This window comes from Enterococcus sp. DIV0724b, from assembly GCF_050531475.1.
Taxonomy (GTDB): Bacteria; Bacillota; Bacilli; order Lactobacillales; family Enterococcaceae; genus Enterococcus_L; species Enterococcus_L haemoperoxidus.
In genome coordinates, this window is record NZ_CP172890.1 from 403,801 (window position 1) to 430,313 (window position 26,513).

The window sequence follows — 26,513 nt, forward strand, 5'->3', positions numbered from 1 at the left end:
AAATGAGACAACCATTTATATTTAGAAGACAATTAGTAACCTTAGGAATCTTATTTATTATTACATTTTTGTTATTTGTCAATAGGAATTACGATTTTTTTAATGCAGGGATGTCATATTTGATAATCATAATAAGTATTACATTTCTTCCTACGCTAAAAAGATATCTTGGTTACTCAGATAACTTACAAAAAGTATTTTTTATAATCCCCTATTTACTGCCAGTTTTGTTGGTGAATTTTGATAATGTAAGTATGTGGAGCTATCTTCTCCCATCGTTAGTCACAGGGCTTCTTCCAATTTTTTTTCTGATGTATTTAGAAAAAGAAGAAATAAGAGCAAGTGTTAATAGTATCCATTCTCAATTACCACTTTCTAGAAAAGAAGCCTTTTTTAACTTTATGTTTGGAATTATAGGAATAGTTTCTGAGGAGCTATATTTCCGAGCTTTTCTAATGGAAATGTTAAGTACAGCTCGTTTTGTTCAAGTCATCATAGTCGCTGTTTTTTTTGTAGGGGTTCATTATCTAAATAGATGGGCTAGTATTAATTACTCTCTAAAAAATTATGTTATTTTTTTCCTTCTTTCGGTTAGTCTTTCGAGCGTCTACTTGTTTTTTAGAAATCAAATATTTACATGTATATTATTGCACCTTTTTTTTGATATAAGCCTTTTTTGGATAGTAATTAAAAGACTAAGTAATGTAAAGTCGAAACCTACCTTTGGTGATTATGACTGATTAAAATAGATAAAGCTTTATAGGTATCTATATTTCATATTAAATAATATTTGTATTCATCTGGAGCTTACGCTAAAAAGCTATTAACATTTTTCAGAGAGTTATAGAATAATAATTGAAAAGAAAGGAGGATATATTTATTGTTCCTAAATAAATATAAAAAATAAAATATGATATCTGTACTCCTAGCAACATACAAAAAGAATAGAGTAACTATGAAGCGAGCCTTTCCAAAATCATTTTTTTTACAGAAACTATTCAATTCTATTATTGGTATATTTATTCCTATTTTTATATACAAATATGTGTTTTTTGAACATTTATCCACACAATTTACAACGTATTCTAAAACTTCTGATTATATAATATATATTTCATTGGGGCATCTAGCTAATATTATTAGTTTTTCAACTTTACTTAATGTAGGAAGATGTATAATTTCAGAGATTAGAGAGGGAACTATTGATGTATTTGTTTTGTCACCTGCTTCACGGATAGGGTACTTCTTAGGTGTTTACACAGAACAAATTTCTCGAACCTTTCTTGAAGTTTTATTTGTTATAGTCATATTACTATTTTTAGGTATAAATTTAGTTACGCCTTATATTCTTGTCATAATCATGGTGTTAACATGCATTACATCAATTGCAAGTTTCTCTATGGCTATGATGTTAGCATCACTAATGGTTTTTACTAGGGATACTTTTATAACTCAAAATACTCTTTTTTTTATTATGTCTATTATATGTGGAGTTTCTTTTCCAATAGAATTTTTACCGCAGCCTGTTCAATTCCTGAGTTATCTGTTACCTCTAACATACTCCACAAAATTGTTCAGAAATGTTTTAGTTTTGAATAGTTCTCTAATACAAAATTGGTTATTGATAGTGGTTATGATTGTTCTAGGGAGTATATATTTTGCATTGGGATTTGCTTGGTATAAAAAACTTGAAAAAAAAATTATAGAAGATGTTTTTTCATAAGAATGGAGAATTTTATGTTAATAGCTAATAATTTATATAAAACATTTGCATTAAAATCGAAAATCAGCTTTTTTAAAAATAGAGATATAAATGAAAAAAATGCTGTAAATAACCTTTCACTTAAGGTAGAACCAGGTAAAATAGTTGGTTTATTAGGAATTAATGGTGCAGGAAAAACAACAACAATTAAAATGTTAACAACTATGCTGAGTCCAACAAAAGGAGAAATTAGTATTGATAACATTGATGCAATTAAAAATCCTTTAGAAGCTAAAGAAAAAATTAATCTTATATCTGGTGGTGAGAGAAATCTTTATTGGCGGCTTACGGCCGAAGAAAATCTTGAATATTTTGGAAGTTTATATGGATTAAAATCTTCTGAACTAAAAAATAGAATAAAAAAAATTCTAGAAGTTGTTGATTTAGTAGACGTGAAAAATATACCTGTTGAAAAATATTCCAAAGGAATGAAACAACGTCTTCAAATAGCAAGAGGCTTAATAAATGATCCTTCTTACTTATTTCTTGATGAGCCTACACTGGGTTTAGATGTTGTAATTGCAAAAGAATTTCGGAAATATATCAAAAGGCTTGCATCCGTTGAGAACAAAGGCATACTATTAACGAGTCACTATATAAGTGAAGTAGAAGAATTGTGTGATTATATTTATTTTTTGAAAGAGGGTTCGTTATATTTTCAAGGAACATCACAAGAAATAAAGCAAATGTTTCTGATTCATTCAAAGGTAACAATTAGTGGTGATAATTTTTCTGCCGATTTTTTGGAGGAAATAAAAAATCTGAAATCAGTGAGTGAGATAGTATCTTCTGATGAGAATAAGTCAGTCACTGTTATTGCAAATTCTAAATATATTACTAATGAACTGATAGAGCTATCTCAAAAGTTTAAAATAAACTTAAGTAATATGGCGCTAAAAGAAGCATCTTTAGAAGATGCAATTTTTAGTGCAATTGAAAGGAATCAAAATTAATGGATATAAATTATCCTAGAAGAATTTTATTAGCAGAAATAAAAAAACAATATCGTAATTACAATAGGAACCTAGCTAGTTTTATGTCATTAATAATCTGGCCGTTACTATCTTTTCTTTCTATTTATTATATTTATGAATCGTTTGATTTATCTGTACTTCATAACTTTAATATAAATTCAAAAAAAGATTTTATTATTTTTATAACATCAGGAACTTTAGTTTATAATTGTTTTTGGGTTTCAGTTCAGAGTGCGTTTGAAATTTTAGAAGAGCGACAAAATGGCACTATAGAATTTGTATTTCTATCCCCTGTGAATCGACTGTTGTTAATGTATGCAAAAGCGTTTGGATGTTTATATAGTTCACTAGGCCTTTTAATTATTTTCTCAATTATTATTGTTTTAACAATGGAAATCACAGCAATAGTTATCTTTAAGATATTATTATTGCTTGTGTTAATCACTTTTTGTTCTATGATTTGGGGTGGCTTTATCAATGTTTTCTTTTTAATCAGCAGAGATTCTACATTTGTATTTACTGTTTGTGACGAACCTATGCGTTTTTTTTCTGGTTCAATGGTACCAGTCAATACTTTTCCATTTGTGTTTAAAGCTATTTCTATCGTTTTTCCTGCTACCCATTGTACTAAACTAGTTCAAACTGTGCTTCTAGGAGAAAAAACTACTTTTATGAATTATTTTGGGCTGTTCCTTTCATTAGCGAGTACCTTCATTATAACTTTTATTTTAATGAGGAAGGCTGAAAGGCAAAATATGAACACTGGTAATCTACAATTATATTAAAAGGAGTGATTTTGATGTACAAAAGAAATTTGTCGAAAAATTTACTGAAGATTGAAGATAAGTATGTTATTACGGATGGGTATCAAGTTTTTGAAGTAAATGAGGTTGGTGCAAGAATATTTGATTTATGTAATGGAAAAAATTCAACAGAACAAATATCAGAAAAGTTATCAAAATTTTATAGTATCCCTTATGAACATATTTTAGAAGATGTTAAAGAATATGAAATATTATTATTAAATCAACAAATTATTTTTGGGTGATACAGATACTAATCTTGATTATATTGGATTTAACTCAAAAAAATCAGAATTCATTGATATGGTATTTCTAAATACTTCTGATAAAGTCGTGACATTGTGTGGCGATGCTTTAGATAGTTGTCTTGTCATTCCTCAACCTTTTCAGCACATGCAATGGGGTTTTTAGGAGCTGGCCGAAGTGACGGAACAGAAGAAGAGATTATGAATATGTTTAGAAAAACTAGAAATGAAATAGAAAAAGGAATTAAGTGTCTAGAATAAATGATAGCTGAAGAAGCAACGGAGAAAAACATTAATCAATGATTTTTCCATTGCTTCCTGTTATGTTTAGATCAGTGCAAAAATTAAAATATTGTTAACGAATCAATGTGAAATTTATTGATTTAGTATAATAAATTGAATTGAACTATAGAGTGGGAATGTAGCTTTTCTAAATATTCTCATGAAAGCCAAACCCATAGAAGCGAACTAATCGCAGCAAGTACGCCAGCTGCTAATGAAAAGCTCAAAACGATTTTTGTTTTATTCCAGCGATCCCTTTTTTTGTCTCGTTTGGCTCTGGCGGCTTCAAGATCTTCTCCATCTATAAAAGCAACAATTTCACTATAGGTTTGAACATCTCTTTCCTTTTTGATTTTCTCGATTTTTAAAGCTGCAATCATAGAAATTCCCCAAAGAACAAAAGAAATACCCAATCCGTACCAATCCCAAAGTAACATAACAGGACCAATAGATAGAACTGTTAGGACAATAAATACAATCATAACCCAAGAGAGTCGATTCATTTTTTCCGCTTCGATGTGTTGATTGTTTTTCATAATTGCTACATCTCCTTTGACTAATTCATCTAAAGTGACATCAAAAAGAGTGCTTAATGCAATCAAATTATGAATATCAGGATAAGTATGATCGTTCTCCCATTTAGAAATTGTTTGCCGTGTGACATAGATTTTTTCTGCAAGTTCTTCTTGAGAGTAACCATCTCTTTCACGATAAAGTTTTAATTGCTTATTAAAGTTCATTTTGCTGTCTCCTTTGAGTCTAAGATAATATAGAAGGGGATATTTTGTCTGTCTATTAGAGTATACTTTAGTAGAAATATGGGTGTATACAGGTGTTTACATCGATAGAAACGTTGATATAAGTGTTTTTTTGAGACTATGATCCAAGTAAGGAAAATAGTATCTAAAATAGAAATATCGTCTGTTTATTTTTTAGGATAGCAGAGAATTAGATCGTCAGTTGAGCCTTTTATTAGATAGACGAAATACCACATAAAAATAATTATGGCACAGGTTGTCAATTAATTACAGCTAAAATAAAGAATTTGAGGCAAGTACGAGTAGCTAATATGATATGCTTATAGTACATAGCAAATGGAAATCTAAAGAAAAAGGGGAAGAATATGGCAGATTGGAATACACTATTTTATGATCAAAAAAACATAGAATTAGCACCTGAACCTGAAGCCGCTAAATTCATAGAACTCTTAGCAAAAGAATTTCCAAATCAGCAAGAGCAACGGGTTTGGGATCTAGGTTGCGGTGGAGGACGTCACAGTGTGGTGATGGGGAAAATGGGCTGTGAGGTTTTTATTAGCGATAATTCTAGTAAAGCAATAGAACTGACAACGAAAAAATTAGAAGAGAATCACATTGACTATGTTGAAGCCTTGACCTCGATGGAAAACTATCCGTGGAGCAAGAAAGAGTTCTTGCATGGTGTTTTTAGTTGGGCGGTGCTTCAGCATAATACTTTAGATAAAATAATTGAAGCGATTGATTGCATTTACGATTCGCTTATAACAGATGGCTATTTTTTAGGGACGATCAAATCGACAAAAGCTGATTTATATGGCAAGGGAGAAGAAATCGAAAAAGATACATTTGTATTAGAGGTGGGAATAGAAGAAGGCGTTCCTCACCATTATTTTGACGAAGACGGAATCAAGCAGCTTTTTCCTGATGATAAGTGGGAAATGATCATTCTTGCGGAGCAAGTCGTGAATTATATTGAGAAAGCTGAGGAATTTTGGTCATTTAATCCATTTAGATACACTACGTGGTGTGTACTTGTGAAAAAGCGGTAGAGAGTTATAGGGATTAAAGTATTACTATAACTGATTTTTCTTGGTCTTAATAGATAAAAACAGTACCCTTTGGAAACTCAAAAGGTACTGCTTAAGTATTTCTGAGAACCTGTTGCAAGTAACCATAATTCTAAACAGTCATTATCAATTCTATAAACAAGTAACCAATCATTTTCAATATGCAATTCTCGTAATCCTTTTTTATTTCCTTTTAAGGCGTGGTCTTTATATTTATGCACCAGTTGTTCAGCATCTTGACTAAGTAACAAGTCAAGAACCACTTCGAATTTATTCATATCATAATGTTTTTTCTTTAAAGCTTTGTAGTTCCGTTCAAATGTGGGAGCTGTTTTAATCTTCATTGTTTAACTCTTTCATTAGCTCTTATTTATTATTAAACGTCTTGTAATTACCACTTTCAATTTCTTTCAGTGCTTGAGATAGATCATCTTGACCTAGAGAAAGTGTGAATGGAATCGCTTGTTCCTTAACAACCTTAGTTAAATAAATTTTGATTCCTGTAGAGAGATCCATGCCAATTTCATTAAAAAACTTAGCAGATTCTTCCTTTAACTCATCGTCTATTCGTAAGTTTAACTGTGCCATATTCTCATCCCCTTCCTTGTAATGATCATATCATTTTGTATATACGTTGTAAAGCGTTGTGTTTCGTTGCGAGTGGATGTGTATTAACTTTTTTAGTGAATATAGGTAGTTATCAACCAAGTAAAACGAATAATGATACGCTACCCATCAAATGGATTAACAGTTAAGTATAGAGAAAAGGTAAAAATGACAGTGATAAAAAATGAACGTATTTCATATAACCTAGAGAAACAAGTCAAGGTTATATTTTACGCCACTTAAGCATTATTTCTAAAATAAAAAAACGACGAATCATCTATCCGTCGTTTTAGCGTTATATTCATTATATAAGCACTATTTATATCTATTCTTGAGCGTATAACCAATAGAACGATAACTTATTGCCATCAGGATCAGAGAAATCAACGTATCGAATGATACCTGGTACATCCTCTATCGCCTCGTCAACGATTACGCCAAGTGTTTTTAAACGTTCAAATTCTGTGTCTAAATCTTCCACTTCTAAACGTAAAACGTTCTCTGAAACATTGATTTTTTCTTCAAAAAGTTGAATCCAAACCGAACCAATTGGATACTCAATAACGCCTTCAACAGGTATAAGTTTTTCCTCACTCATAAGAAGTTTTTCATACCAACTTGCAGCTTCCTCTAAATTACTTACTGGTAGACCTACAGTGATACTCTTTACATTTAAGCCCATAACTAATTTCCTCCATTCCATCAACTTACGACTAGTTTATCATTTCACGATCAAATAATATTATTCTAGATTGTGTTTTTTAAACGGGAGATTAAAAGTTTCCCCACATTCACTAATATGGGTGGGTCTTCTGGTATCGGTTCTCTCAGTTTAATCGTGTAATGATTGCCAGAACAGTTTGGAAATGATAGACGTTCATCTTCTTTCCCTCTCAAGCTGTTGCCTAAGTTAAAGTAAGATAGAACATTAGTGGAACGGCTTATGCCACAAGCTAATAAATAATAGTCTCCATTTGGAATATTTTTCAATTTGTTTCCGATTAAATTTTTAGTCGCTAATCCAGATATAGGCAGATGATTCGGGATAAGTGTACGGAAAAGTCCAATAAATACAATCCCCAGCTCAAATCCAGCCGGTACTTCAATCGTTACGGTGCAAAAAGACTGACTCTTTTCTTCAAAATGCGCTATCGACTGATCCTTATCATCCGTTTCAAACCGTTTCATATCATCAAAAAGTTCACTCATTTTCGTTTTGTACTCTTTAGGTGAACTACCTGTATATTTTTTAAACGTATTCGTGAAACTACCGCTGCTTTCAAAACCTGAACGCTCTTGTAGGTCGAGTATTCGCTTTTCTTCATCAAGTTCAAAGATCGCCTTTTCAACTTTTAAACTAGAGAGAAATTCAGCAATACTGAATCCATTTATCTCTTTAAATTTCCGACTAAAGTGATGTTTATCATAACCAAAGTGAACGGCAATTTCCTCACTGGTCATTTTTCTACTAACAGCTTCTTCTGAAATGAAAGAAAGAATTTCAGGCATTTTGGTTTTCATTTTTGTTCCTCCTTTAAAGAAAAAGCTTTGAGAAGTCCTATAAATAAGGGGTTTCAAAACTTGTGGTGTCATGCCTACTCGATAAACTAATAGAAGCTTGAAACCACTGGGGTAAAGGGATTTTAGCTAATTCAGCTATTCTGTTAAACGGTACTTTCCTAAATCGTCAATAGTAGGAATATTTTTAATCTTTGAATTAGGAGAAGTGTAAAGATTTTCGGTATCTATATAATTATAAGGGGTAGTTATGAGTTAATTTCCTAAGACAAAAGTAAGAATATCATTTCTACTTTTCTTTCCATCATGAATGTCTTTTAGAAGCTGAACCATGTCTTTTGTTGGCTCGAATCCCTCGTACATACTTGAACCTAAAGAGTTCTTCATTATGGTATATTCTTTTTTGTTTGAAATTGTACACCTTGAATGGATAATTCTTGTTCATTTAGTTTAATTTGAAATGCCATAATAACCCCTCCTTGTGTTTGGTCATTATACTATGTTTTTTAGCTGTTTTCAAAAAGAGGGAAAATAGTTTGGTAAGTTGCTGAGAGTGTTTAAATCTATTGTTCATCAATATCAGTTTGGCTAAACTGATGAATTTTAAAATCCCATTTTGTGGCTAGGATTTTAAATCAAAATATTTTTCAGTTTCTCTTTGCTTTTAAGTTTATGTGTTTCTTGAGCTAATGTTTTTAGTATCCGTTCATGCTCATAAAAGAGGCTATCGGGAATAGAGTGATTATGGATGTTGTTTTTTAGTGAACTGAATATTTCGTGTCAGTTTATGTAGATCTTGATAGATGATCATTTTTACTGGTGAGCTATGTTGAACCTCCTTATTATTGTTGATTTTAATAGTATAGTAAACAAAAATGTATCATATGAGTATCATAAAAAAATGAGTAAATTTAAAGTAGTTTTTTTTAAAAAGACTTATTGTGATATGATTTATTTGTTATCAAGGGAGGAGAACGGATGAAAAAGTTTTGTTTAATAGGGATATTATTATTGTTGGTAGTAGGTTGTTCAAAAATTGGTAGTAATACTAAAGATTCAAAGGATGAAGTTTCACCAATTGTTTTGAAGTTTCAAGGTATGAAATTGTTCATTAAAAATGAGACCAAAGATATTATTACGATTTTAGAATCAGAGACTGAGTTTTCAATAAAGAAAGATAACAAATGGGAGTTAATTGATGAGACTCGCAGCCTTAAAATAATAACAACAAATATTTTGAGTGAGGAAGAGACTGAATTGGATTTGACTAATGAACTTTCACAGCTCAAGGAAAAAGAAGCTAAGGTAACAATCCATTATGAACTTAACAGTGAGAGCAGAGAAGAAAGTATAGTATATGTTAAATAGGGAAGAAGTAGAAGAAAATATATTTTCTGAGAAAGAAAGTAAAACGAAAAACTTTGTTAAAAACTAGTATAAGTCGAAAAATCAATTGAATAAACTATATTAATTTTACAAAAAACAATCGTATGAACGTAACTATAAGTTCATACGATTGTTTGTATATTACATTTTAAAATTGTTGAGGAAATAAATTAATAGTAACGGATAAACAGTACAAAGTATTGCTAGCAAAACTAAAAAATATAGATACTTCTTTGAATAGATTGTGGATAAAATAACAGTTATCGCCACATAAAGGATAATAGTAGTAACATAAATAATCATACCATTATCAGAAAAATCACTATGACTTACTTTTGTTAATACACGTAATATACCAAATGATATTTTTAATTATTTTAAGTGCATTCCATAATCATAAGAAGCATAATGCGTATTGTTTAAATTGCCAAAAGAATATGCATTTGACCAGACATTGGCTCCTCTTTGTTTATCATATCCTACAGAACTTCCTAATTTGGATTTTGAAGCATGTGGCAGTGGATGTTGTACGCCGGAATATCCTCGTTTTCCTCCCCAAACAATATTGGCACTATAAGACCACTTTCCTCGATTAATATGAACTGTGGCTCTGGATAAAGGATCTTGAATAGCAGGCTGCTCAGCTGTTAACAAATTAGAGTTTGAGTAATCTACGATAGTACCATCTGAATCAGTAGCAATAAAGCCTGAACTTAGATTACTTGGTAGTATTAAAGATTTCAATGTGTCCGTAGATTCATTCGCATGAACTTGAGTAAAAGAAAAAGCTGATGTTGCGATAGTAATACCAAATCCCAAAGTTAAAAAAATAATTTTTTTCATTTAGTCACTCCTGTTCTTTTATTTGTTAAAGGATTGAACCTTTACGCGAAAAATGGTAACATTTATTTTACGAGGTGTAAATAGTTTTTAATAAAAAATTCTATTTGTATGTAAAATTATGCTAAAAGGTGGTTTTTTATGGGAAGGTTAATTTTGAAGATTGGGTTGCTTTTTTGTTTTTTTACAATGGTACTTGGATTGATAATTGGAAATAATAATAATGAGAATATAAAACATGTGGATTCGCAATATAATATAGATGGATACAAGATAAAACTACCTGAATCAGCAGTAGAAAAAAATCCAGAGCTAGCTTTCAACATACTCTTGACTAGTGCGAATAAAAATAAAACGTCTTTCATTAACAGAGTGACAGAATATACTGTAAAAAGAGATCAAGAAGAAATTGATTTAGCATCGGATATTATTAAAGTAACCTACTTTATTGATGACAATGCTAAAACATCTTTTTTATCGAAATTTAACCCAAAAGTAATCAAAGGCAAGACAGAACATTTATTTAATAGTAATGTATTCACTGAAATCAATAAAATAAAAAATGTTACTAGGTCTGATATTGTAAATGGCGATTATTTTATACAGGGAACTGACTCGCAGATACAAGAGATGGTACTTGATAGTATATCTACGTTTAAAAATCAAATGGGTTTAACAATAGTTGCAGAAGAATTGATTGATGATTCAATGACACTTCCAATCGAATTGATCCCTACTTTAGATATTCAAGCTTTACTAATGTTAGGAGCGTTATTTTTTTTATGTTGCTTACTTATCTATAGTCTATTAGTAACACGAGACATACAGATACTAAGGATGAATGGCTATAGCGTACTGGAAATAGCCTGGCACTATTTATTGAGAGATATCAATGCTTGGATGTTGGCAACGTTACTCTGTCTATTACTTGCTAAAGTTATATTTTCAACCTTTTTAATGAACATTCAATTACTAATTATGCTTATCTTGTTAACTGCTATATTGAACCTGATTATTTTTATCTTGTTAAAGTCTATTTCTTTTTTGTCAGCAAAAAATGCTCTAAATTATAAAAATTATGATAAGGATTTTTTTTATGTCGCATATGCAATAAAAATTTTCTTTTTGTTTACAGTTATTACTAGTCTGAGTCCATTAGCAGAGCTTTTAAAAGACTCTTGGCGGTATGCATCATCTTTTAGTCAACAGAATGTTCCTGAAAATTCTAAAGTAGGTATTTTTTATCCATTATTAATTGGTAAAGATAATAAAGACATAACATATAATACGAATGTGTTTTTCGAAAATTTGAGTCAATCCGCAGATAGAATAGTTGGAGATAAAGGGTTTATCATAGATATTTCGTCATATGAACAAACAGATTCATTCTTTGATAAGGTCATAAAAGTTGATAATAGTTATTTAAAGAATCATATTAAAGTAGATTATCAAGATAAAAAAATAAAGACAGAGACTAAAGACGGTGAAACGCTCTTTTTAATTTCGGAAAAGCTAAAGGATAGAAGGCAAGAAATAAGGGACTATTACAAAGTCAATTATGATATGACGATTACGTTTATTGTTATCTCTGATAAAACAAAATTGCCGTTATACAACAATAAAAAAAGAGAACTTACGGGTGCTTTATTAATTGAAGTTCTAAAAAGTCCAGAAGATATTCCTATTATTAAAGGCTTAGGCGGCATTGACCCATTGAAAATAGTGTTAGGAAATCGTTCTCCTGAATCGATGTATAAACAGTTGAAAAATAGTATAGATACAGAATATCTTGATGATAACTTAGTAAGCATCGTTAAATTATCTGATGTAAATAAAGTTATTTTATTAAGACAACTCGGAACGTTTTATATTTATCTATTTCAAACACTATTTAGTTTGAGCCTAACTATTTTTATTATGATACAGTGTGCGATAGCCTATTATAATCAAAAGAAAAAAATCATAACGATTTTGAGAATACACGGCTATTCATTTTTTCAAACGTATAAAAATTTCTTTTTGTTATTACTGATTCAAAATACGTTGTTTATCCTATTGTTTATGGCAACATATCCAGAAAGATTGATAGGGTCATTTGTCACTTGCTTATTGTTGTCGATGATTGAATTTGTGACAAGTGTCATTGTAATCATTAAATTTGATAGAGTGAAGAAGGTTGAAGATAGTTAAAAGGAGGATTCGCTATGATCTTAGAACTCAAAAATATTAATAAAAGTTATCGTGATAAACAAATCCTAAGCAACTTTAATCTGCAAGTAAAAAGAAATGAGATACTTGCTATTTATGGAAAAAGTGGCACAGGCAAATCAACAATTTTGAATATTGCGGGTTTATTAGATGATTTTCAAAAAGGAGAATTAAAACTACTTGGTGAAAAGGCGCCTAAAATAAACTCTAAGAAAGCACTACTACTAAAAAGAAATTGTATCTCGTACCTATTTCAAAACTATGCCTTGATAGAAAGTCAAAGCATTGGCAAAAATTTAGAGGTAGCCCTTCATTACACTGATTTTTCCAACAAAGAGAAAATTAAATTAAAAGAAGGTGCGTTAGACAAAGTAGGTTTATCTATACCTTTGAATAAGAAGGTTTATGAATTATCGGGAGGAGAAAAGCAGCGTGTTGCATTGGCTAGAGTATTACTGAAACCAAGCAAACTTATTTTAGCAGATGAGCCGACCGGTTCTTTAGATAGTGAGAATAGAAATAATATATTGGATATACTATTTCAAGAACATCAGTTAGGAAAAACGCTGATTATTGTTACCCATGATCGCTATATCTTAAATCGATGTAATAGGCATATTGAACTGTTGTAACCTAACTAGAGCATAAAATTACTTGTTAGTGGACAGGCTTTAATTTGTTTCAATTTTTGTGGCTTACTTATTTGAACTATTATTAAACCTGAGTTTTTTACGTGCCAGAGTTAATCGATCTTATTATATTCACGTAGAGTGTTTTTAAATAAATAACGACACAACTTCAATAATTAGAACGTTATCTAAATTATTGAAGTTGTGTCGTTATTTGCGTATTTATTGTTTCATTAACTGGCTCTGATGCATATATAGTTTTATTTGTTATGGAATCTATTGGGAAGAAAAAGCTTGGCTGGAGTTCTGACTGAGAATCATACTGCTAATTAACAAGCGCTCTTTCTATCTTTTTAAATCTATCGTTCATCAGTATCAGTTCGGGCTAATACTGATGAACTTTAAAATCCCATTTTGCGGCTAGGATTTTAAATCAAAATGTTTTTGAGTTTCTGCTTACTTTTAAGTTTTTGTGTTTCTTGAGCTAATGTTTTTAGTATTCGCTCATGCTCATAGAAGAGGTTATCGGGAATAGAGTGATTTTGGGTGTTGTTTTTTAGTGAACTGAATGTTTCGTGCCAGTTCTTTAATTGTTGGATTGAATGATTTAGTTTATGTAGGTCTTGATAGGTGATTATTTTTACTGGGTGAGCCATGTTGAACCTCCTAATGGTATTTTTTAACCTTATAAGGTTAATTTATCACAAGAATTATTCATTGTCAACCTTGTACGGTTAGTTCGTTATATGGAAATATTATATACTTCAGTTAACTGTACAAGGTTAACGGAGGAGAATATGACATATTCAGAAATTATTGTTTTTAGACTTAAGAAATTATGTGAACAAAAAGGAATTTCAATAAACAAGCTTGCAACTTTATCAGGGATGACTCAATCTACGCTGGATAACATTATGAAGGGGAATACTAAAAATCCCAAACTAAAAACGTTGCATAAATTAGCAATGGGATTAGATATGACGATTTCTGAACTGTTAGATTTTCCAGAAATGAATGAAACGCTTTTTGATGATGAGTAATACTAAATATAACCCTGTAACGTTAATGCTGTATATTTTCATTCGCTATACTTAAGTTAACTATACAAGGTTACTGGAGGAAAACTATGACTTATTCGGATGTAATTAGATTACGGCTTAAAAATTTATGTTCTGAAAGAAATATATCAATCAATAAACTTGCGACTTTATCAGGTATAACGCAGTCTACTGTGGATAACATTATGAAAGGGAAGACTAAAAATCCTAAGTTGAAAACTTTACATAAATTAGCTACAGGACTTGATATGACGGTTTCTGAACTGTTGGATTTTCCAGAGATGAATAATACAATATTTGAGGATGAATAAATATTTTCAGCGGAGCTATGATTCTTGATGAATCGTAGCTTTTTTTGTATATAGAAATTACGAAAATAGTTATTTTTATAATTTCTATATTATTTGTACTAAAAAAAGAACAAATTGATGTTATAATCTAGTTGGAATACTTGTCAATTTGTTAATTGACGAATAGTAGCATCCAGTAGGAACTGAGTTTAATGATATGACTGGGGTACCATTCTAGAAAAACTAGAATAGTTCAGGAATCAAGTTAAATAGAGACACAATACAAATAAATTGTGATAATTTTTTTGATTAAAGAGGAGGATATAAATGATCAGATTACTTCAGCAAACGTCATTGAAAACAATTACATTAGATTTAAATGGCGAGAATAAAATTGAAAATATAGATTCTATATTGGTAAGTCGGATTAGAATTTTTTTAAATAATATGTATAATAGTCAATTAAAACATTCTTTTTCAATTGATAGAAGGAACTATGATAATAATTTCTTAGATGTAATTTCTTTTTTCAGAGGATTTTCTCCGAATTTCAATTGTAATCATAATGAAATAGTAAATGAAAAGAGCAAAGTAGATTATTTTCAAGATTTTTTTATTGTGGGAGAGAAAGGAAAAGCGTATCGTGAGAATGTTTTACTTGATGGGAGTGATCCATATTTTGATAACAATCCAGAAATGAATGATGTAGAGGAACTGCTAAAATTAGTTAACTTAAGACTGAAAAGAAATAATTTTGGAAATATTGAAATGAGTAGATTACTTAGATCTGTAAATAACAATACTATCTCTGCTTATATGTTTTTGTTGAACTTAGCACATAATATCGGGGAACGATGGGGAAACAAATGTAGAAGTCCTTTTGTATCGGCAGCTTATGGTAATATGGGGTTTAAAAATGCACTTTACTTTGCTCAGAATAGGAATAATGATAGTTATTCTCATATAATATGGGGATTCATTCGTAAAAGTGATAAAGAAAATTATATTTTAACAAGAGAACTATCTGAAAATTTAGGTATGTTAGATGCAGAATGGTATGATGATATACATTCTGAAATAATTATTAAGGACGGGATTTTTCCACATAACATCTTAGGTGCTTTCGAAATAGATAATGAAACTGGATGGAAAGATTTTATAATCAATCCATATCTGTATCAATTATTTGATGTGAATAAAAGAAAACAGAGGTATAATCTCTTAGGATTAACGGAGTATGTTTGCCAGAACGGAATACCAATTGATCAAAATATATTTGATGAATGCGCAAGATCGTTAGGTTATCATTCTTACGGATACAGGCTCCATAATGGCTATACGAGTGCAGGAGAAATCGGTAGAGAAGCTAATTTACATCTACCTAGAAATCACAGGTTTACTAATATAGAATAAAAAATCAACAACTGCTAATAAAGTTTTCAATGGTTTTGGGATTTAGTATTTTTTTGTTCATTTATCTTATAAGAAATAATAGAAGAATAGGGTTTCTAACCCATATTCGTATAGGATTAGTATGGTCACTTTGTAAAGGTAGATGATGAATAAGAAGAATGAAAGTATTTAGTTTTCTTTCTCTTAACAAGAAAACGAGATTCTGGATATCATTGATAGTATTTTAGATATTGAGAAAAACAAAAATAATTAAAGACAGTGAGATGTTTGGACTAAAGCACTTTTTTAGAGGGTGATGTACCAAATACAGATAGACAAGATATATCTGAGTATAGGCAAAGAATTGGAGATTTTGCTAATTATTTGACTTTTGTTTATGCGATTAATAGTAGATAGGCAATAGAAAGTAGGTTTGAAAATTTTATAGAATTTAAGATTAGGGGTGAAATTTATGGGAATTCATGAAAATAACAAGGAAAAAGAATATATTTTTTATTATGATGAGTCTGAACATAGCAGAAAAATCAATCAAAAAACTATTCAAGCAAATAATTATTCTAATAATTTCGTCTCTGTAATTATTGGATATAACAAACAACAAAAAGAAATTGCTGAGAAGAGATTTAATAATTTTAAAGACAAATACCAATCAAGATTGGTAAAAAATGAATTTAAAAGTACATCTATAAAGTTGAAATATGGATTTGCTTCTCTTAACAAACACAATATTTCATTCGTAAACGATTTTTTGGACTTGATAGATGGAGATACATTAATCTATTTTTCTATACTTAACAAGATTGAATACGTAATTAACCAACTCTTTAAGGATTATGAGAACGGCATATTGACAGATATGGATAAAATGAGATACTCGATTTCTAAATTCATTTCTCTTTATAGACCTCAAAATATAATTGAAGCCATCTATAATGATGGAGATATTGTAGGAGAGTTAAGAAGATTTTCTAAAGAAAGAATAGAAGCGAATAAATCAAATATGAATCTCAAAGAAAAAGAAAATGAAATGTTTAATAGTTTGTTATTTATTTTAGATGACTGCAATAAAGATATTAAAATTGATTGGGAGTACGCAATTTCTTTTGAGGGTTTTAAGAAATATCTGAATGAGAAAGGGATTGAAAAATATCAACTTATCTTAGATAAAGAGGGATATGAAGGTGAAGAGAGTAAAACTCTAATTGCTGCTAAAAATATTGGACTTGAGAACGTAATTGAGGACGATTCTAAAAATAGAATAGGTATACAAATAGCTGATATATTAGCCGGGATTATTTCTAAGTTTGTTAAAACATTAGAAATTAATTTTGTGTATCAAAATATAGAAGATGCTACTTCTAAAAAAATATTGCCTATAGAGTGGTTCCGTATAAATAGCAATCAGCTAATTTTGTATAAAAAAATGTATAAAATAATAAGACAAATGAATAATGCATGGTTTAAATCCTATTCAGGAATTTACGCTGATGATATTGTGCAATTCACTTCACTGCTGGATTATTTTAATAATTATGAAAATATTTCTGATTACGAAAAAATTGATTTTAAAACACATTCTGAATATTATAATACATTAGTATGCACCAATTTAGAAGAGTATTTTGGTTCTATGAGTTTTAAGTTACCAATAGTTCCTATAGTTTCAGAGGGAGAATTTTACTACAATAAAAAGGGGGCAAAGTGCTATTTCGACTGGGGAAAGCATGACTTTTTAAAGATACCAAATACAGAGTCAGGAGAAATCTATAATGTTCTATCGGTAGGTTTTTTTGGGAAAATGGAGCAACCAAATGTAACAATAGAAAGTAATAATCTAATAAAGTGTTATTTGTTACCTATAGAATTATTAAGTTGGACTATAGAATGTGTGGCAATTTCAAATATGGGAACCAATTTATTTCCTTCACAAGTAAAGTTTGGAGTTTTAGAGAATCAATATTGCGCTGAATTAGTATAGTGTTAAGTTGCTCAGAGTCTTGATTGATTATCAAGAACGAAGCTTTATAACTTAAATAATGTAGTAAATGATAAAAGAGAGGTGTATTGGCTAGTGAGTAATTGGCAGATTGAAAAATATCTAACTCAGTCAAAATCAATTGATAAATTGATTTTTGAGGAGTCAGTAATAGTTATATTTGATACTAATGTTTTACTTTCAGCTTATCAATGGAGAAAGGTGACCTTAAAACAGATAAGAAAAATACTTGAAGATTTATATAGAAAAAAACGGTTAAGATTTTCTTTACAGACAATTAAAGAGTTTAGTGCGAATAGAAATAAACAAATTCAAAACAGAATTAATGATTTGGATATGGAAATCAATAAATTGACGGTTTTAAAACCAGTCAATGAATTGGTACCAATCATAGAAGGAACTGAATACTTTGAAGCAGCAATTTTAAAAAGAAAAACTTATTTAGATGCTCAAAAAGAGTACAAAAATCAATTAAAGGGCATGAAAGAACAGCTAACTAATTTATTTTTAAGAGATGATTTTCTTGAGTTTTTAAAATTAATTTCCAGTGATAACATAATATCATTTCACACGGATGAAAAATTAACAGAGTTACAAAAAGAGGCTAATAGAAGGTTCGCTGAAAATATCCCACCAGGCTATAAAGATTCAAAAAAAGAAACAAATAATTACGGAGACTATATTATTTGGGAGGATATGCTTTCTTTAAAGAAAGATATTATTTTTGTTAGCAGTGATATAAAAAAAGATTGGGTAGATGTAAGCTATGATGGAAAAATCTGTTGTTCAAATCCTTTATTAATTCAAGAATTTTTCGAGAAAACCGAAGGGAAAAGTTTTATCCAAGTTACTCCACAAGATTTTATTCAACATTGGGATCCAAAAGTGGAAAATAAGATAGTAGATGATTTATCAATTGTTTCTAAAAGAAATAGTGGTTTAAGTAGAGAAAAAAATATTGATAAGTTAAGGAAGGCTGGTTTAAGTTACTATCCTGGAACAATAACAGAAGCAGTGTTTGAGATAGGCCCTGAAGAAGTAATGTTGATGGACGATGATAAATTAAAAAAAATATTAGATGATTATTTTATGGAAGAAATGATAGCTTTATCCCAGATAGATTATTCTAGTGAAAATAATTTCTCAGAGGATTTCAAGAAAACAATATCTAAGGAATTTGATTTGGTTAACTTCCATGTGTCAGATCGATTTTTGGATACAGCAAAAAGACAAGCAAAAGAATATTTAGCTAATTTAGTGATTAATGATTTTTCAAAGGAACCGTGAATTGAAAATTTTGTTAAAAAAAAGTATTTTCCGATTTATCGATAATTTATTTTTGTTAGAAATACTGGAAGGGAGAAAAAAAATTTTGATGAGAAGGCATAATAATTTTGATGATTTCTCAGAACGTCTTGTTATATTAAATAGAAAAATTGAACTACGAGGAAAACTCAATCTTAACGATTTATCAGTGCATTCAGAAGATTTCTTCTTAAACTTATTTAATCAACTATTGGGACTAAATTTACTAAATCTCAATACGGTTAAAAAAAATGCTGAAGCTATTGATTTGTTGGACTCTGAAAACAAAAAAATAATACAAGTATCTGCAACTTGTACAAAACAAAAAGTAGAAAATACATTAAAAAAAGCTGATGTAAAATCTTATGCAGATCAGGATTATAGAGTTCAGTTCATTTTTGTAGGAGCTCAGGATAATAAAATTAAGTCACGTAAATTTTCAAATCCGTTTCAGATCCAGTTTAATCCTCAAACTGATATTTTTCTTACAGAGGATATTTTAAGACTTTTCAATACTTTAGATATCTTAAGGCAGGATGCTATAATAGAACTGGTTAATTTAGAACTTCCCCAATTAGAACTTTTAGATAATCAAAAGCTTAAAAAGAATGTCTGTGTAGAAATCAGTCAGATTTTAAGTGAAAATAAGCTCATATGGGAAAATTTTGGGCCTAATTCTAAAATGGCAACAATAAATCCATTAGAGAGAACAACTTTTAATATTTGGAAATGTAGAAAACAAGAAATTTTTGATAATAATAATAAAATTTTGAATTTATTTTATGAACATGAATCAATCTTTACTTTGGAAGAAAGACAAGTATTTACCGAGTTTAAAGAGCATGTATTCTCGTTTGAAACAAATAATATAACTAGATTAGATAATACAGTGTACAAAATTTTCCCACAGCATTTCCCTAAATTAATAGATACTATTATAAGAAAGGAGGAATAATCAATGGCAAGTGAAAATGATATGCCTAGACGAGAAAGTATTTTATTTTTTGAAAAAGTTATTAAAAACCATGATGAGGTAGTATCGGTGGAAAAAATTAAAGAATGCTACTACTGCTTGACTTTAAACAGCACAAAGAAATATAAGGTCTATCTTACTAACATTTATACAGTAGGTATTGCCGATGTTATAGATTTATCAACAGTATATGATGTAGATGCAATAGTTACAATGTCCTCATGGAATAGTTATACACTAGAAGCAAAAGAATATGGTCAAAACATGGGCATTGGAGTTTTCATATTTAAAGAATTAATGGGAGCAATTAATTATGATAAACCTGAAGAGTATTATTCTAGAATTGATGAAGATGGAAACAAAGTTTATGAAGGTGCCAGAGGTTAAAATCTATCAATTTGGGTCTTCACTATCTTCTGAAACACCTAATGATCTTGATATTCTAATCATATACAGAATTTCTAACTTAGCTGAGATTGATCAAATAATTCGTTTTAAAATGGAATTAAAGTTGAATATAGAAACCTTATTATCTATACCAGTGGATGTCATCTTGTTATCAGAAAAAGAGGTACTCCAAACACATTATCTTGATAAGATTGTATCTCAAAGAGTATTTTAATAGCATAATTATATAAAAGAGACTAGATTAGCTGAATAGAGTCTAATTATTCAAAGTGAAAAAATGCTAAAGAGAGTGGACACCCATGATAATTGTTTCAGCTCGCGATATCTTTTGTTTAAAATTGACACCATTGATTTCAAATCTATTGAAATCCACTGAAACTTTAAAATATGAATCACGTTGTATCCATTTATATCAAAGAATTTTAAAGCTTATTCAAAATCCAAGCAATTGAACAAGGTCTTAAAAAAGTAGGTTCACAAAAAATAAACCCCTGTCAAGCGTTATCCTGACAGGGGTTTTTGGTAGGAAACCATATCATTTTTAATGAAAATCAAGCATTTCATAAGTTGAAAAATGTTGATTTATCGGCATTCCCCATTCATATTATGTTGGCTTTTTATTCCCACTCAACAGTAGCAGGTGGCTTACTCGTAATATCATAAACAATCCGATTCACATGATCCACTTCATTCACGATCCTCACAGAAATCTTCTGCAACACATCCCAAGGAATTCTAGCAAAATCAGCTGTCATTCCATCAATCGAAGTCACTGCACGAATGCCCACAGTATAATCATACGTACGGCCATCACCCATCACACCCACACTACGGATGCCAGGTAACACAGTAAAGTACTGCCAAATATCACGATCTAAACCAGCATTGGCGATCTCTTCACGTAAAATCGCATCAGAATCACGCACGATTTCTAATTTTTCTTCAGTAATTTCACCAAGAACACGAATCCCTAAACCAGGACCAGGGAATGGTTGGCGCCAAACTAGCGCTTCAGGCATGCCTAATTCGATTCCTAAGGCACGAACTTCATCTTTAAACAACGTATTCAACGGTTCAATCAATTCAAATTGCATATCTTCCGGCAATCCGCCCACGTTATGGTGAGATTTGATCGTTTGCGCTGTTTCAGTTCCGCTTTCTACGATATCTGTATAAAGAGTTCCTTGAGCTAGGAAGTCGATTCCATCAAGTTTTGTTGCTTCATCATCGAAAAGATAAACGAATTCATTTCCAATGATTTTACGTTTTTTCTCTGGATCAGAAACGCCAGCTAATTTATCTAAGAAACGTTCTTTTGCATCTACTTTAATAATGTTCAAGCCGAATTTTCCGCCTAAACTATCCATTACTTGTTCTGCTTCACCTTTGCGCAATAAACCATGATCTACAAAGATACAAGTCAATTGATCGCCGATAGCTTTTTGTAAAAGCACACCAACAACGCTTGAATCCACGCCGCCTGAAAGGCCAAGAAGCACTTTTTTATCGCCGACTTGTTCACGGATTTTGTTGATTTCCATTTCGATGAAGTTGCCCATTGTCCAGTCGCCTTCGCAATGACAAATATCAAAAGTAAAGTGACGTAATAAGTCATTCCCATATTCAGAATGACGAACTTCTGGATGGAATTGTACGCCGTAAAGGTTACGAGCGGTATCTTCAACTGCAGCAAACGGACAATCTGCGCTAGTTGCCACCGTTTCAAAGCTATCAGGGATAGCAGCGACTAGGTCACCATGACTCATCCAAGCGATTTGTTTTTCAGGTGTGCCTTTAAAAATAGGTGAATCAGGAATCAAAAGTGATAGCTCTGACTTGCCGTATTCACGGTTGCCAGCAGGCTCAACTTTTCCGCCTAAATTATGCATCATTAGTTGCATACCGTAACAAATCCCTAAAATTGGAATGCCTAATTCATAAATTTCAGGATCGATACTAAACGCATTTTCATCATAAACACTATTTGGGCCACCAGAGAAAATAATTCCTTTTGGTGCCATTTCGCGAATTTCATCCGCTGTGATTCGGTGGCTCAATAACTCTGAGAACACGCCAAATTCACGAATACGTCGAGTAATCAATTGGTTATATTGACTACCAAAGTCTAAAACAATAATTTTTTCGACAGTTGTCAAATCGGCAACATTGGTCACATTTATTACCCCTATCCATTTAGATTTATCTAATAAGAGGTTGTAAAAAAAGCGTTTAGGTTCGAGCAATTGGACTAAATCATGTAGAATCCTTTTTTGGGATTGTATATGATTTAGGAAATTGCCGAGAAACCTGCTTTTTTTACACCGTTTATGGAGAATTTTCCGTTAGGAAAATTCTGACCCCTTTAGAATCAAGTTAAGTGTTGCTTTGTGATCTAGCTTCACGAATTAATACTTCCGCATAAATATCTCATCAATAATATGATTTTCAGTCTTATGAAGTATAATATCCGCTCTGCCTCGAGTTGGCAAGATATATTCCTCTAAGTTTTTCAAATTCACCGTTTTCCAAACTTCTTTAGCCATTGCAAAGGCATCTTCACGATTTCCAATCGCATATTGATAATAGTAATTATCTGGATCAAGAAAGGCCGTATCGAGTAAGGCACCAAAACGTTCAAGGTACCATTTTTCGATCAGCTTTGGTTCAGCATCCACAAAGACCGAAAAGTCAAAGAAGTCGCTGACATAAATTTGCTGATTGGCAGGCAATTGCAGTGTGTTGATTCCTTCAACGATCAGAATATCTGGTTGTTGGATCACTTCATATTCGCCTTCGATAATATCATACACACTATGAGAATAAAGTGGTGCTTTGATTTCTTCTTGGCTATTTTTGACTTGGTTTAAAAAGTCGATCAACTTTTCCATGTCATAGCTCTCTGGAAATCCTTTCCGATCCATAATGCCCTTTTTTTCCAATACTTTATTCGGATACAAAAAGCCGTCCGTCGTAATCAGTTGGACATTGCGGCGTTTAAAGGTTCTGGATAAAATCAGCTGCAGTAAGCGAGCGGTGGTACTTTTCCCAACAGCCACACTACCAGCGATCCCGATGATAAAAGGCGGAACAGGTACATATTCATGCAAAAACAGTCCTTTGCTAACAGTTAAAGACTCAAATTCTTTCATATATAAATGAATCAGATGGGTCAGTGGCACATAAATGTCCTGCACATCCTGCAATGAAATTTGATCATTGAAGCCTTTGATATCTTCTAATTCTTCTTCTGTCAGCGGCGCTTTGCCGTTATGATAGAAGCCCTGCCATTCCTTCCGTGAAATGGGGTAATAATTCATTTTATCGTCCATCGGTTCCTCCACCAAAGCCAACATTTATTTCTGTGCTTATTATAGCATCTTTCATAAAACAACAAAACCCTACTGAGTGGTTAAAGTAGAGTTTTGTTGTGTATTCTTATTTATTCATAATCAAAGCACTTGTATCTTCAAAGTCATAGGCTGACAAGTCTAGTTTGATCGGTGTATTCGTTTTAGGATCATATTTGGTGAGTTGATCATCGAACATAAAATAGTAATAACCACTATCCTGAGTGAAAAATAGAGGATTTATATGTTTTTCTTGTTCAAACTTTTCGTATTCAGGGAAATGAATGAACGATTCTGTTTGGTCTTTCAAGTTATAAACGGTCCATGTATAGCTTTTTACATAGAGCTCATAGTGACGAATGATTAGGTTTTCGTTTGGCACGTCTACATATATTTCCATCGGATAAGGATAAGTCAAAGTGAGATACGCTTTATTTTTTGTTGCTAGATCATATACAAGTACACGATTTGCTTCTCCTGGTTCACCAGTTGCTCCCACGCCAGCATTGGCTTCTGTAATATACAGTTTATTTTGAAAATGAACCATTCTCATGTATGCACTTGTTTCATCACCTAAATCTATTTCTTCGATCACTTCAAATTCCTTCGTCATTTTCACTAACATATTTTTACTTGATCCGTCATCAGGGCTAGTATAGCCACACAAGACATAGAGATACTCTCCTAGAGGGATCAATTGATTGGTTAGGATACTTTCTTTTTTACGGAGTTCCTTTTTCAACTGTAGTTTCAAGTTCTTATCATATTTATAAAATTCTGTTCGATCACTAAAACAGGCGGTAGTATAAAAAAATTCCCCGTCTACATTTGAAGTATAGGCATCATTTCCTTCTGCTTTGACAAGATCAATTGATAAGTCACGACCAATTTTTGCTAAGGAAACTTCAAGTTTGGGATTTTCAGAGGTTTTTGTGTAGTAATGATTATCCATTTTCCAAAAATTATTGCGCCAAAAATTTAGGTTTCCGTCTGTTCGTTTAAGTTGCTCCACTTTTTCTAGTTTATCGTCTTTTTCAAGAAAGGTTGTGATGTTTTTTGAATCAATAATAGCTAGATCGTACTCTTCTGTTTTTAGTGCAGTTGTCTTTTGGCATCCGCCAAGCGCAATTAAAAACAAAAGTGAGGCTAGGCCGAGTATTCTTCTTTTATTCATATGTAAGTTTTCCTATCTTATTTCATTTAACTTTATTGTATAATGGAAGAATTATTGTTTCAATATGATTGTGACAATTAGTCACTTTTTAAGAATATTAGTTAAATTTGAATCGTATGATTGGATAGGAGGCGGGGCGTTTTATTTTTACTGCTAAAATAATTCTTTGCCTCAGCAAAACGGTCTTTTCAATGGTATGATAAATAAAGAAAACGAGTTGAGAAAGGAAAATACGTAATGAAAAAAATCGTTTTATTTGGAGATAGTATCACAGCAGGATACGGTGAAGAAGCCATCACGCCTATTTTACAAAACTTGATCATAGAAGATCTAGCAGCTCAAAATTATGAAGAGGTGATGATCGTAAATGCAGGAATGCCAGGAGACACAACGCAAGCTGCAATGAACCGTTTGGACAAAGAAGTTGTAGCAGAACAAGCAGATATCGTAACGATTTTCTTCGGCGCCAATGACACGAATAGCGACAATTTAGTGCCTTTAGAAAAATACGCTGAAAACCTCGAAACAATGCTCGCTAAAATCGGTAAAGAAAAAGTCGTGTTACTCACACCGCCCTATGTAGATTGCGCTAGAAAACCAACCCGAGATGATGATCGGATTCGTGAATATGTCGAACGAGTAAAAGTGATCGGTGCAAAATATGAAATTCCTGTTATTGATTTATACAAAGCAATGGTGGTTTACCCTGGAACAGATGAATTTTTACAAGCAGACGGACTTCATTTTTCTAAAACAGGTTATGACTTACTCGCTGCCTTGATTGTTCGCGAAATAAAAGGTAGACTGGTGACAAAAGAAAATAGTTAGGAAGAAGAAAATGAATAATCATTATTATACAGAGAATCCGGATCTAGCTCATGACTTAGAGCAATGGTCGTTTGAATTAAGAGGAAAGAAATTCCAGTTTTTAACAGACAGTGGGGTGTTTTCCCGTAATACAGTGGACTTTGGTTCCCGTGTGTTGATCGATGCTTTTGAGTGGGAAGAGTTGCCAGAAGGCAAGCTTCTTGATGTCGGCTGCGGCTATGGCCCGATTGGCTTAACACTTGCAACACTTAGTGGTAGAACAGCGGAGATGATTGATGTTAATCAACGAGCAGTGGCTTTAACGCAAGAGAATGCGAAGAAAAATCATGTGGAAAATGTCGATATCCACACATCGAATATTTATGCTGATGTGCATGAAAAGCAATATGCCGCCATCATCAGTAATCCGCCGATTCGTGCAGGGAAAAAAGTCGTTCACGAAATTTTAAGTGAAGCCCATCCTAGACTGTTGGTTGGTGGGACGCTGACCGTAGTGATTCAGAAGAAACAAGGTGCGCCAAGTGCTGAGAAAAAAATGGAAGCAGTCTTTGGGAATGTGGAGATCGTGACAAAAGATAAAGGCTATTATATTTTGAAAAGTATTAAAGAAGCGTAAAATAGAACAAAAAATAAAAAAAGCGAG

General features: G+C 31.5%; 28 protein-coding genes. 18 read left to right on the top strand and 10 right to left on the bottom strand.

What is annotated here, in order from left to right:
* The first annotated feature begins 311 nt into the window (after positions 1-311).
* From IGJ02_RS01860 to IGJ02_RS01880, 5 genes are all read left to right on the top strand, one after another.
* The gene (locus IGJ02_RS01860; protein WP_430604056.1) at positions 312-740 is read left to right on the top strand and encodes a CPBP family intramembrane glutamic endopeptidase; all 429 of its coding nucleotides are present in this window, start codon (positions 312-314) and stop codon (positions 738-740) included.
* 215 nt (positions 741-955) lie between these two features.
* Entirely contained in the window at positions 956-1,723 is a 768-nt protein-coding gene (locus IGJ02_RS01865; RefSeq protein ID WP_430603046.1) for an ABC transporter permease, read from the top strand.
* A 14-nt stretch (positions 1,724-1,737) separates the two neighbouring features.
* Complete coding sequence (locus IGJ02_RS01870) at positions 1,738-2,715, top strand: ABC transporter ATP-binding protein (RefSeq protein ID WP_430603047.1); 978 nt, start codon at positions 1,738-1,740, stop codon at positions 2,713-2,715.
* The gene (locus IGJ02_RS01875; RefSeq protein ID WP_430603049.1) at positions 2,715-3,521 is read left to right on the top strand and encodes an ABC transporter permease; all 807 of its coding nucleotides are present in this window, start codon (positions 2,715-2,717) and stop codon (positions 3,519-3,521) included. Before IGJ02_RS01870 ends, IGJ02_RS01875 begins: the two co-directional genes overlap by 1 nt.
* 14 nt (positions 3,522-3,535) lie before the next feature.
* Positions 3,536-3,784 (top strand): PqqD family protein, encoded by a 249-nt coding sequence (locus tag IGJ02_RS01880; protein ID WP_430603050.1) that lies wholly within the window; start codon positions 3,536-3,538, stop codon positions 3,782-3,784.
* 440 nt (positions 3,785-4,224) lie between these two features.
* Here the strand turns inward: IGJ02_RS01880 and IGJ02_RS01885 are convergent, their stop codons facing one another.
* On the bottom strand, positions 4,225-4,806 hold the full coding sequence (locus IGJ02_RS01885; protein ID WP_430603051.1) for a helix-turn-helix transcriptional regulator: 582 nt from the start codon (positions 4,804-4,806) through the stop codon (positions 4,225-4,227).
* A gap of 383 nt (positions 4,807-5,189) precedes the next feature.
* On the opposite strand from IGJ02_RS01885, the gene IGJ02_RS01890 reads away from it, so the two are divergent.
* On the top strand, positions 5,190-5,873 hold the full coding sequence (locus IGJ02_RS01890; RefSeq protein WP_430603053.1) for a class I SAM-dependent methyltransferase: 684 nt from the start codon (positions 5,190-5,192) through the stop codon (positions 5,871-5,873).
* 77 nt (positions 5,874-5,950) lie between these two features.
* Here the strand turns inward: IGJ02_RS01890 and IGJ02_RS01895 are convergent, their stop codons facing one another.
* From IGJ02_RS01895 to IGJ02_RS01910, 4 genes are all read right to left on the bottom strand, one after another.
* Entirely contained in the window at positions 5,951-6,235 is a 285-nt protein-coding gene (locus IGJ02_RS01895) for a type II toxin-antitoxin system YafQ family toxin (RefSeq protein WP_430603055.1), read from the bottom strand.
* Positions 6,236-6,257: 22 nt separating this feature from the next.
* Complete coding sequence (locus IGJ02_RS01900) at positions 6,258-6,479, bottom strand: type II toxin-antitoxin system RelB/DinJ family antitoxin (RefSeq protein WP_430603057.1); 222 nt, start codon at positions 6,477-6,479, stop codon at positions 6,258-6,260.
* Between the two features lie 343 nt (positions 6,480-6,822).
* Complete coding sequence (locus tag IGJ02_RS01905) at positions 6,823-7,179, bottom strand: VOC family protein (RefSeq protein WP_430603058.1); 357 nt, start codon at positions 7,177-7,179, stop codon at positions 6,823-6,825.
* A gap of 65 nt (positions 7,180-7,244) precedes the next feature.
* Entirely contained in the window at positions 7,245-8,018 is a 774-nt protein-coding gene (locus IGJ02_RS01910) for a helix-turn-helix domain-containing protein (RefSeq protein WP_430603059.1), read from the bottom strand.
* A gap of 975 nt (positions 8,019-8,993) precedes the next feature.
* On the opposite strand from IGJ02_RS01910, the gene IGJ02_RS01915 reads away from it, so the two are divergent.
* Positions 8,994-9,383: a hypothetical protein gene (locus IGJ02_RS01915; RefSeq protein WP_430603061.1), complete on the top strand. Its 390-nt coding sequence runs from the start codon at positions 8,994-8,996 to the stop codon at positions 9,381-9,383.
* A 390-nt stretch (positions 9,384-9,773) separates the two neighbouring features.
* On the opposite strand, the gene IGJ02_RS01920 is transcribed toward IGJ02_RS01915, so the two are convergent.
* On the bottom strand, positions 9,774-10,244 hold the full coding sequence (locus tag IGJ02_RS01920) for a hypothetical protein (protein ID WP_430603062.1): 471 nt from the start codon (positions 10,242-10,244) through the stop codon (positions 9,774-9,776).
* A gap of 138 nt (positions 10,245-10,382) precedes the next feature.
* Between IGJ02_RS01920 and IGJ02_RS01925 the strand changes: the two genes are divergently transcribed.
* Entirely contained in the window at positions 10,383-12,431 is a 2,049-nt protein-coding gene (locus IGJ02_RS01925; protein ID WP_430603063.1) for a DUF1430 domain-containing protein, read from the top strand.
* A gap of 14 nt (positions 12,432-12,445) precedes the next feature.
* A complete protein-coding gene (locus IGJ02_RS01930; RefSeq protein ID WP_430603064.1) occupies positions 12,446-13,081 on the top strand; it encodes a putative bacteriocin export ABC transporter in 636 nt (211 codons plus the stop codon).
* A gap of 425 nt (positions 13,082-13,506) precedes the next feature.
* On the opposite strand, the gene IGJ02_RS01935 is transcribed toward IGJ02_RS01930, so the two are convergent.
* Positions 13,507-13,734: a hypothetical protein gene (locus IGJ02_RS01935; protein WP_430603065.1), complete on the bottom strand. Its 228-nt coding sequence runs from the start codon at positions 13,732-13,734 to the stop codon at positions 13,507-13,509.
* Positions 13,735-13,875: 141 nt separating this feature from the next.
* Here IGJ02_RS01935 and IGJ02_RS01940 point away from each other — a divergent pair, with 141 nt between their 5' ends.
* The 7 genes from IGJ02_RS01940 to IGJ02_RS01970 all read left to right on the top strand — a co-directional run bounded on the left by IGJ02_RS01940 (position 13,876) and on the right by IGJ02_RS01970 (position 20,500).
* Complete coding sequence (locus IGJ02_RS01940) at positions 13,876-14,118, top strand: helix-turn-helix domain-containing protein (RefSeq protein WP_430603066.1); 243 nt, start codon at positions 13,876-13,878, stop codon at positions 14,116-14,118.
* 86 nt (positions 14,119-14,204) lie between these two features.
* A complete protein-coding gene (locus tag IGJ02_RS01945) occupies positions 14,205-14,447 on the top strand; it encodes a helix-turn-helix domain-containing protein (RefSeq protein ID WP_430603067.1) in 243 nt (80 codons plus the stop codon).
* A gap of 306 nt (positions 14,448-14,753) precedes the next feature.
* Complete coding sequence (locus tag IGJ02_RS01950) at positions 14,754-15,839, top strand: hypothetical protein (protein ID WP_430603068.1); 1,086 nt, start codon at positions 14,754-14,756, stop codon at positions 15,837-15,839.
* A 451-nt stretch (positions 15,840-16,290) separates the two neighbouring features.
* Entirely contained in the window at positions 16,291-17,817 is a 1,527-nt protein-coding gene (locus tag IGJ02_RS01955; protein ID WP_430603069.1) for a DUF3800 domain-containing protein, read from the top strand.
* A 93-nt stretch (positions 17,818-17,910) separates the two neighbouring features.
* Positions 17,911-19,122: a PIN-like domain-containing protein gene (locus IGJ02_RS01960; protein ID WP_430603071.1), complete on the top strand. Its 1,212-nt coding sequence runs from the start codon at positions 17,911-17,913 to the stop codon at positions 19,120-19,122.
* 1 nt (position 19,123) lies between these two features.
* Positions 19,124-20,095, top strand: coding sequence for an SMEK domain-containing protein (locus IGJ02_RS01965; protein WP_430603072.1), 972 nt, complete (start codon positions 19,124-19,126; stop codon positions 20,093-20,095).
* A gap of 3 nt (positions 20,096-20,098) precedes the next feature.
* Positions 20,099-20,500: a hypothetical protein gene (locus IGJ02_RS01970; protein WP_430603074.1), complete on the top strand. Its 402-nt coding sequence runs from the start codon at positions 20,099-20,101 to the stop codon at positions 20,498-20,500.
* 638 nt (positions 20,501-21,138) lie between these two features.
* Here the strand turns inward: IGJ02_RS01970 and guaA are convergent.
* From guaA to IGJ02_RS01985, 3 genes are all read right to left on the bottom strand, one after another.
* The gene (gene guaA, locus IGJ02_RS01975) at positions 21,139-22,695 is read right to left on the bottom strand and encodes a glutamine-hydrolyzing GMP synthase (protein WP_430603076.1); all 1,557 of its coding nucleotides are present in this window, start codon (positions 22,693-22,695) and stop codon (positions 21,139-21,141) included.
* A 231-nt stretch (positions 22,696-22,926) separates the two neighbouring features.
* On the bottom strand, positions 22,927-23,850 hold the full coding sequence (coaA, locus tag IGJ02_RS01980) for a type I pantothenate kinase (RefSeq protein ID WP_071878696.1): 924 nt from the start codon (positions 23,848-23,850) through the stop codon (positions 22,927-22,929).
* 106 nt (positions 23,851-23,956) lie between these two features.
* Complete coding sequence (locus IGJ02_RS01985) at positions 23,957-25,042, bottom strand: hypothetical protein (RefSeq protein ID WP_430603077.1); 1,086 nt, start codon at positions 25,040-25,042, stop codon at positions 23,957-23,959.
* 237 nt (positions 25,043-25,279) lie between these two features.
* Here IGJ02_RS01985 and IGJ02_RS01990 point away from each other — a divergent pair, with 237 nt between their 5' ends.
* Complete coding sequence (locus tag IGJ02_RS01990) at positions 25,280-25,870, top strand: GDSL-type esterase/lipase family protein (protein WP_430603078.1); 591 nt, start codon at positions 25,280-25,282, stop codon at positions 25,868-25,870.
* Positions 25,871-25,880: 10 nt separating this feature from the next.
* On the top strand, positions 25,881-26,486 hold the full coding sequence (locus IGJ02_RS01995; protein WP_430603080.1) for a class I SAM-dependent methyltransferase: 606 nt from the start codon (positions 25,881-25,883) through the stop codon (positions 26,484-26,486).
* Positions 26,487-26,513 lie beyond the last annotated feature (27 nt).

Coding starts and splice junctions, on each gene's coding strand:
- IGJ02_RS01860 (WP_430604056.1), top strand. CDS start 312: ATGTATTTAGAAAAAGAAGAAATAAGAGCAAGTGTTAATAGTATCCAT.
- IGJ02_RS01865 (WP_430603046.1), top strand. CDS start 956: ATGAAGCGAGCCTTTCCAAAATCATTTTTTTTACAGAAACTATTCAAT.
- IGJ02_RS01870 (WP_430603047.1), top strand. CDS start 1,738: ATGTTAATAGCTAATAATTTATATAAAACATTTGCATTAAAATCGAAA.
- IGJ02_RS01875 (WP_430603049.1), top strand. CDS start 2,715: ATGGATATAAATTATCCTAGAAGAATTTTATTAGCAGAAATAAAAAAA.
- IGJ02_RS01880 (WP_430603050.1), top strand. CDS start 3,536: ATGTACAAAAGAAATTTGTCGAAAAATTTACTGAAGATTGAAGATAAG.
- IGJ02_RS01885 (WP_430603051.1), bottom strand. CDS start 4,806: ATGAACTTTAATAAGCAATTAAAACTTTATCGTGAAAGAGATGGTTAC.
- IGJ02_RS01890 (WP_430603053.1), top strand. CDS start 5,190: ATGGCAGATTGGAATACACTATTTTATGATCAAAAAAACATAGAATTA.
- IGJ02_RS01895 (WP_430603055.1), bottom strand. CDS start 6,235: ATGAAGATTAAAACAGCTCCCACATTTGAACGGAACTACAAAGCTTTA.
- IGJ02_RS01900 (WP_430603057.1), bottom strand. CDS start 6,479: ATGGCACAGTTAAACTTACGAATAGACGATGAGTTAAAGGAAGAATCT.
- IGJ02_RS01905 (WP_430603058.1), bottom strand. CDS start 7,179: ATGGGCTTAAATGTAAAGAGTATCACTGTAGGTCTACCAGTAAGTAAT.
- IGJ02_RS01910 (WP_430603059.1), bottom strand. CDS start 8,018: ATGAAAACCAAAATGCCTGAAATTCTTTCTTTCATTTCAGAAGAAGCT.
- IGJ02_RS01915 (WP_430603061.1), top strand. CDS start 8,994: ATGAAAAAGTTTTGTTTAATAGGGATATTATTATTGTTGGTAGTAGGT.
- IGJ02_RS01920 (WP_430603062.1), bottom strand. CDS start 10,244: ATGAAAAAAATTATTTTTTTAACTTTGGGATTTGGTATTACTATCGCA.
- IGJ02_RS01925 (WP_430603063.1), top strand. CDS start 10,383: ATGGGAAGGTTAATTTTGAAGATTGGGTTGCTTTTTTGTTTTTTTACA.
- IGJ02_RS01930 (WP_430603064.1), top strand. CDS start 12,446: ATGATCTTAGAACTCAAAAATATTAATAAAAGTTATCGTGATAAACAA.
- IGJ02_RS01935 (WP_430603065.1), bottom strand. CDS start 13,734: ATGGCTCACCCAGTAAAAATAATCACCTATCAAGACCTACATAAACTA.
- IGJ02_RS01940 (WP_430603066.1), top strand. CDS start 13,876: ATGACATATTCAGAAATTATTGTTTTTAGACTTAAGAAATTATGTGAA.
- IGJ02_RS01945 (WP_430603067.1), top strand. CDS start 14,205: ATGACTTATTCGGATGTAATTAGATTACGGCTTAAAAATTTATGTTCT.
- IGJ02_RS01950 (WP_430603068.1), top strand. CDS start 14,754: ATGATCAGATTACTTCAGCAAACGTCATTGAAAACAATTACATTAGAT.
- IGJ02_RS01955 (WP_430603069.1), top strand. CDS start 16,291: ATGGGAATTCATGAAAATAACAAGGAAAAAGAATATATTTTTTATTAT.
- IGJ02_RS01970 (WP_430603074.1), top strand. CDS start 20,099: ATGGCAAGTGAAAATGATATGCCTAGACGAGAAAGTATTTTATTTTTT.
- coaA (WP_071878696.1), bottom strand. CDS start 23,850: ATGGACGATAAAATGAATTATTACCCCATTTCACGGAAGGAATGGCAG.
- IGJ02_RS01985 (WP_430603077.1), bottom strand. CDS start 25,042: ATGAATAAAAGAAGAATACTCGGCCTAGCCTCACTTTTGTTTTTAATT.
- IGJ02_RS01990 (WP_430603078.1), top strand. CDS start 25,280: ATGAAAAAAATCGTTTTATTTGGAGATAGTATCACAGCAGGATACGGT.
- IGJ02_RS01995 (WP_430603080.1), top strand. CDS start 25,881: ATGAATAATCATTATTATACAGAGAATCCGGATCTAGCTCATGACTTA.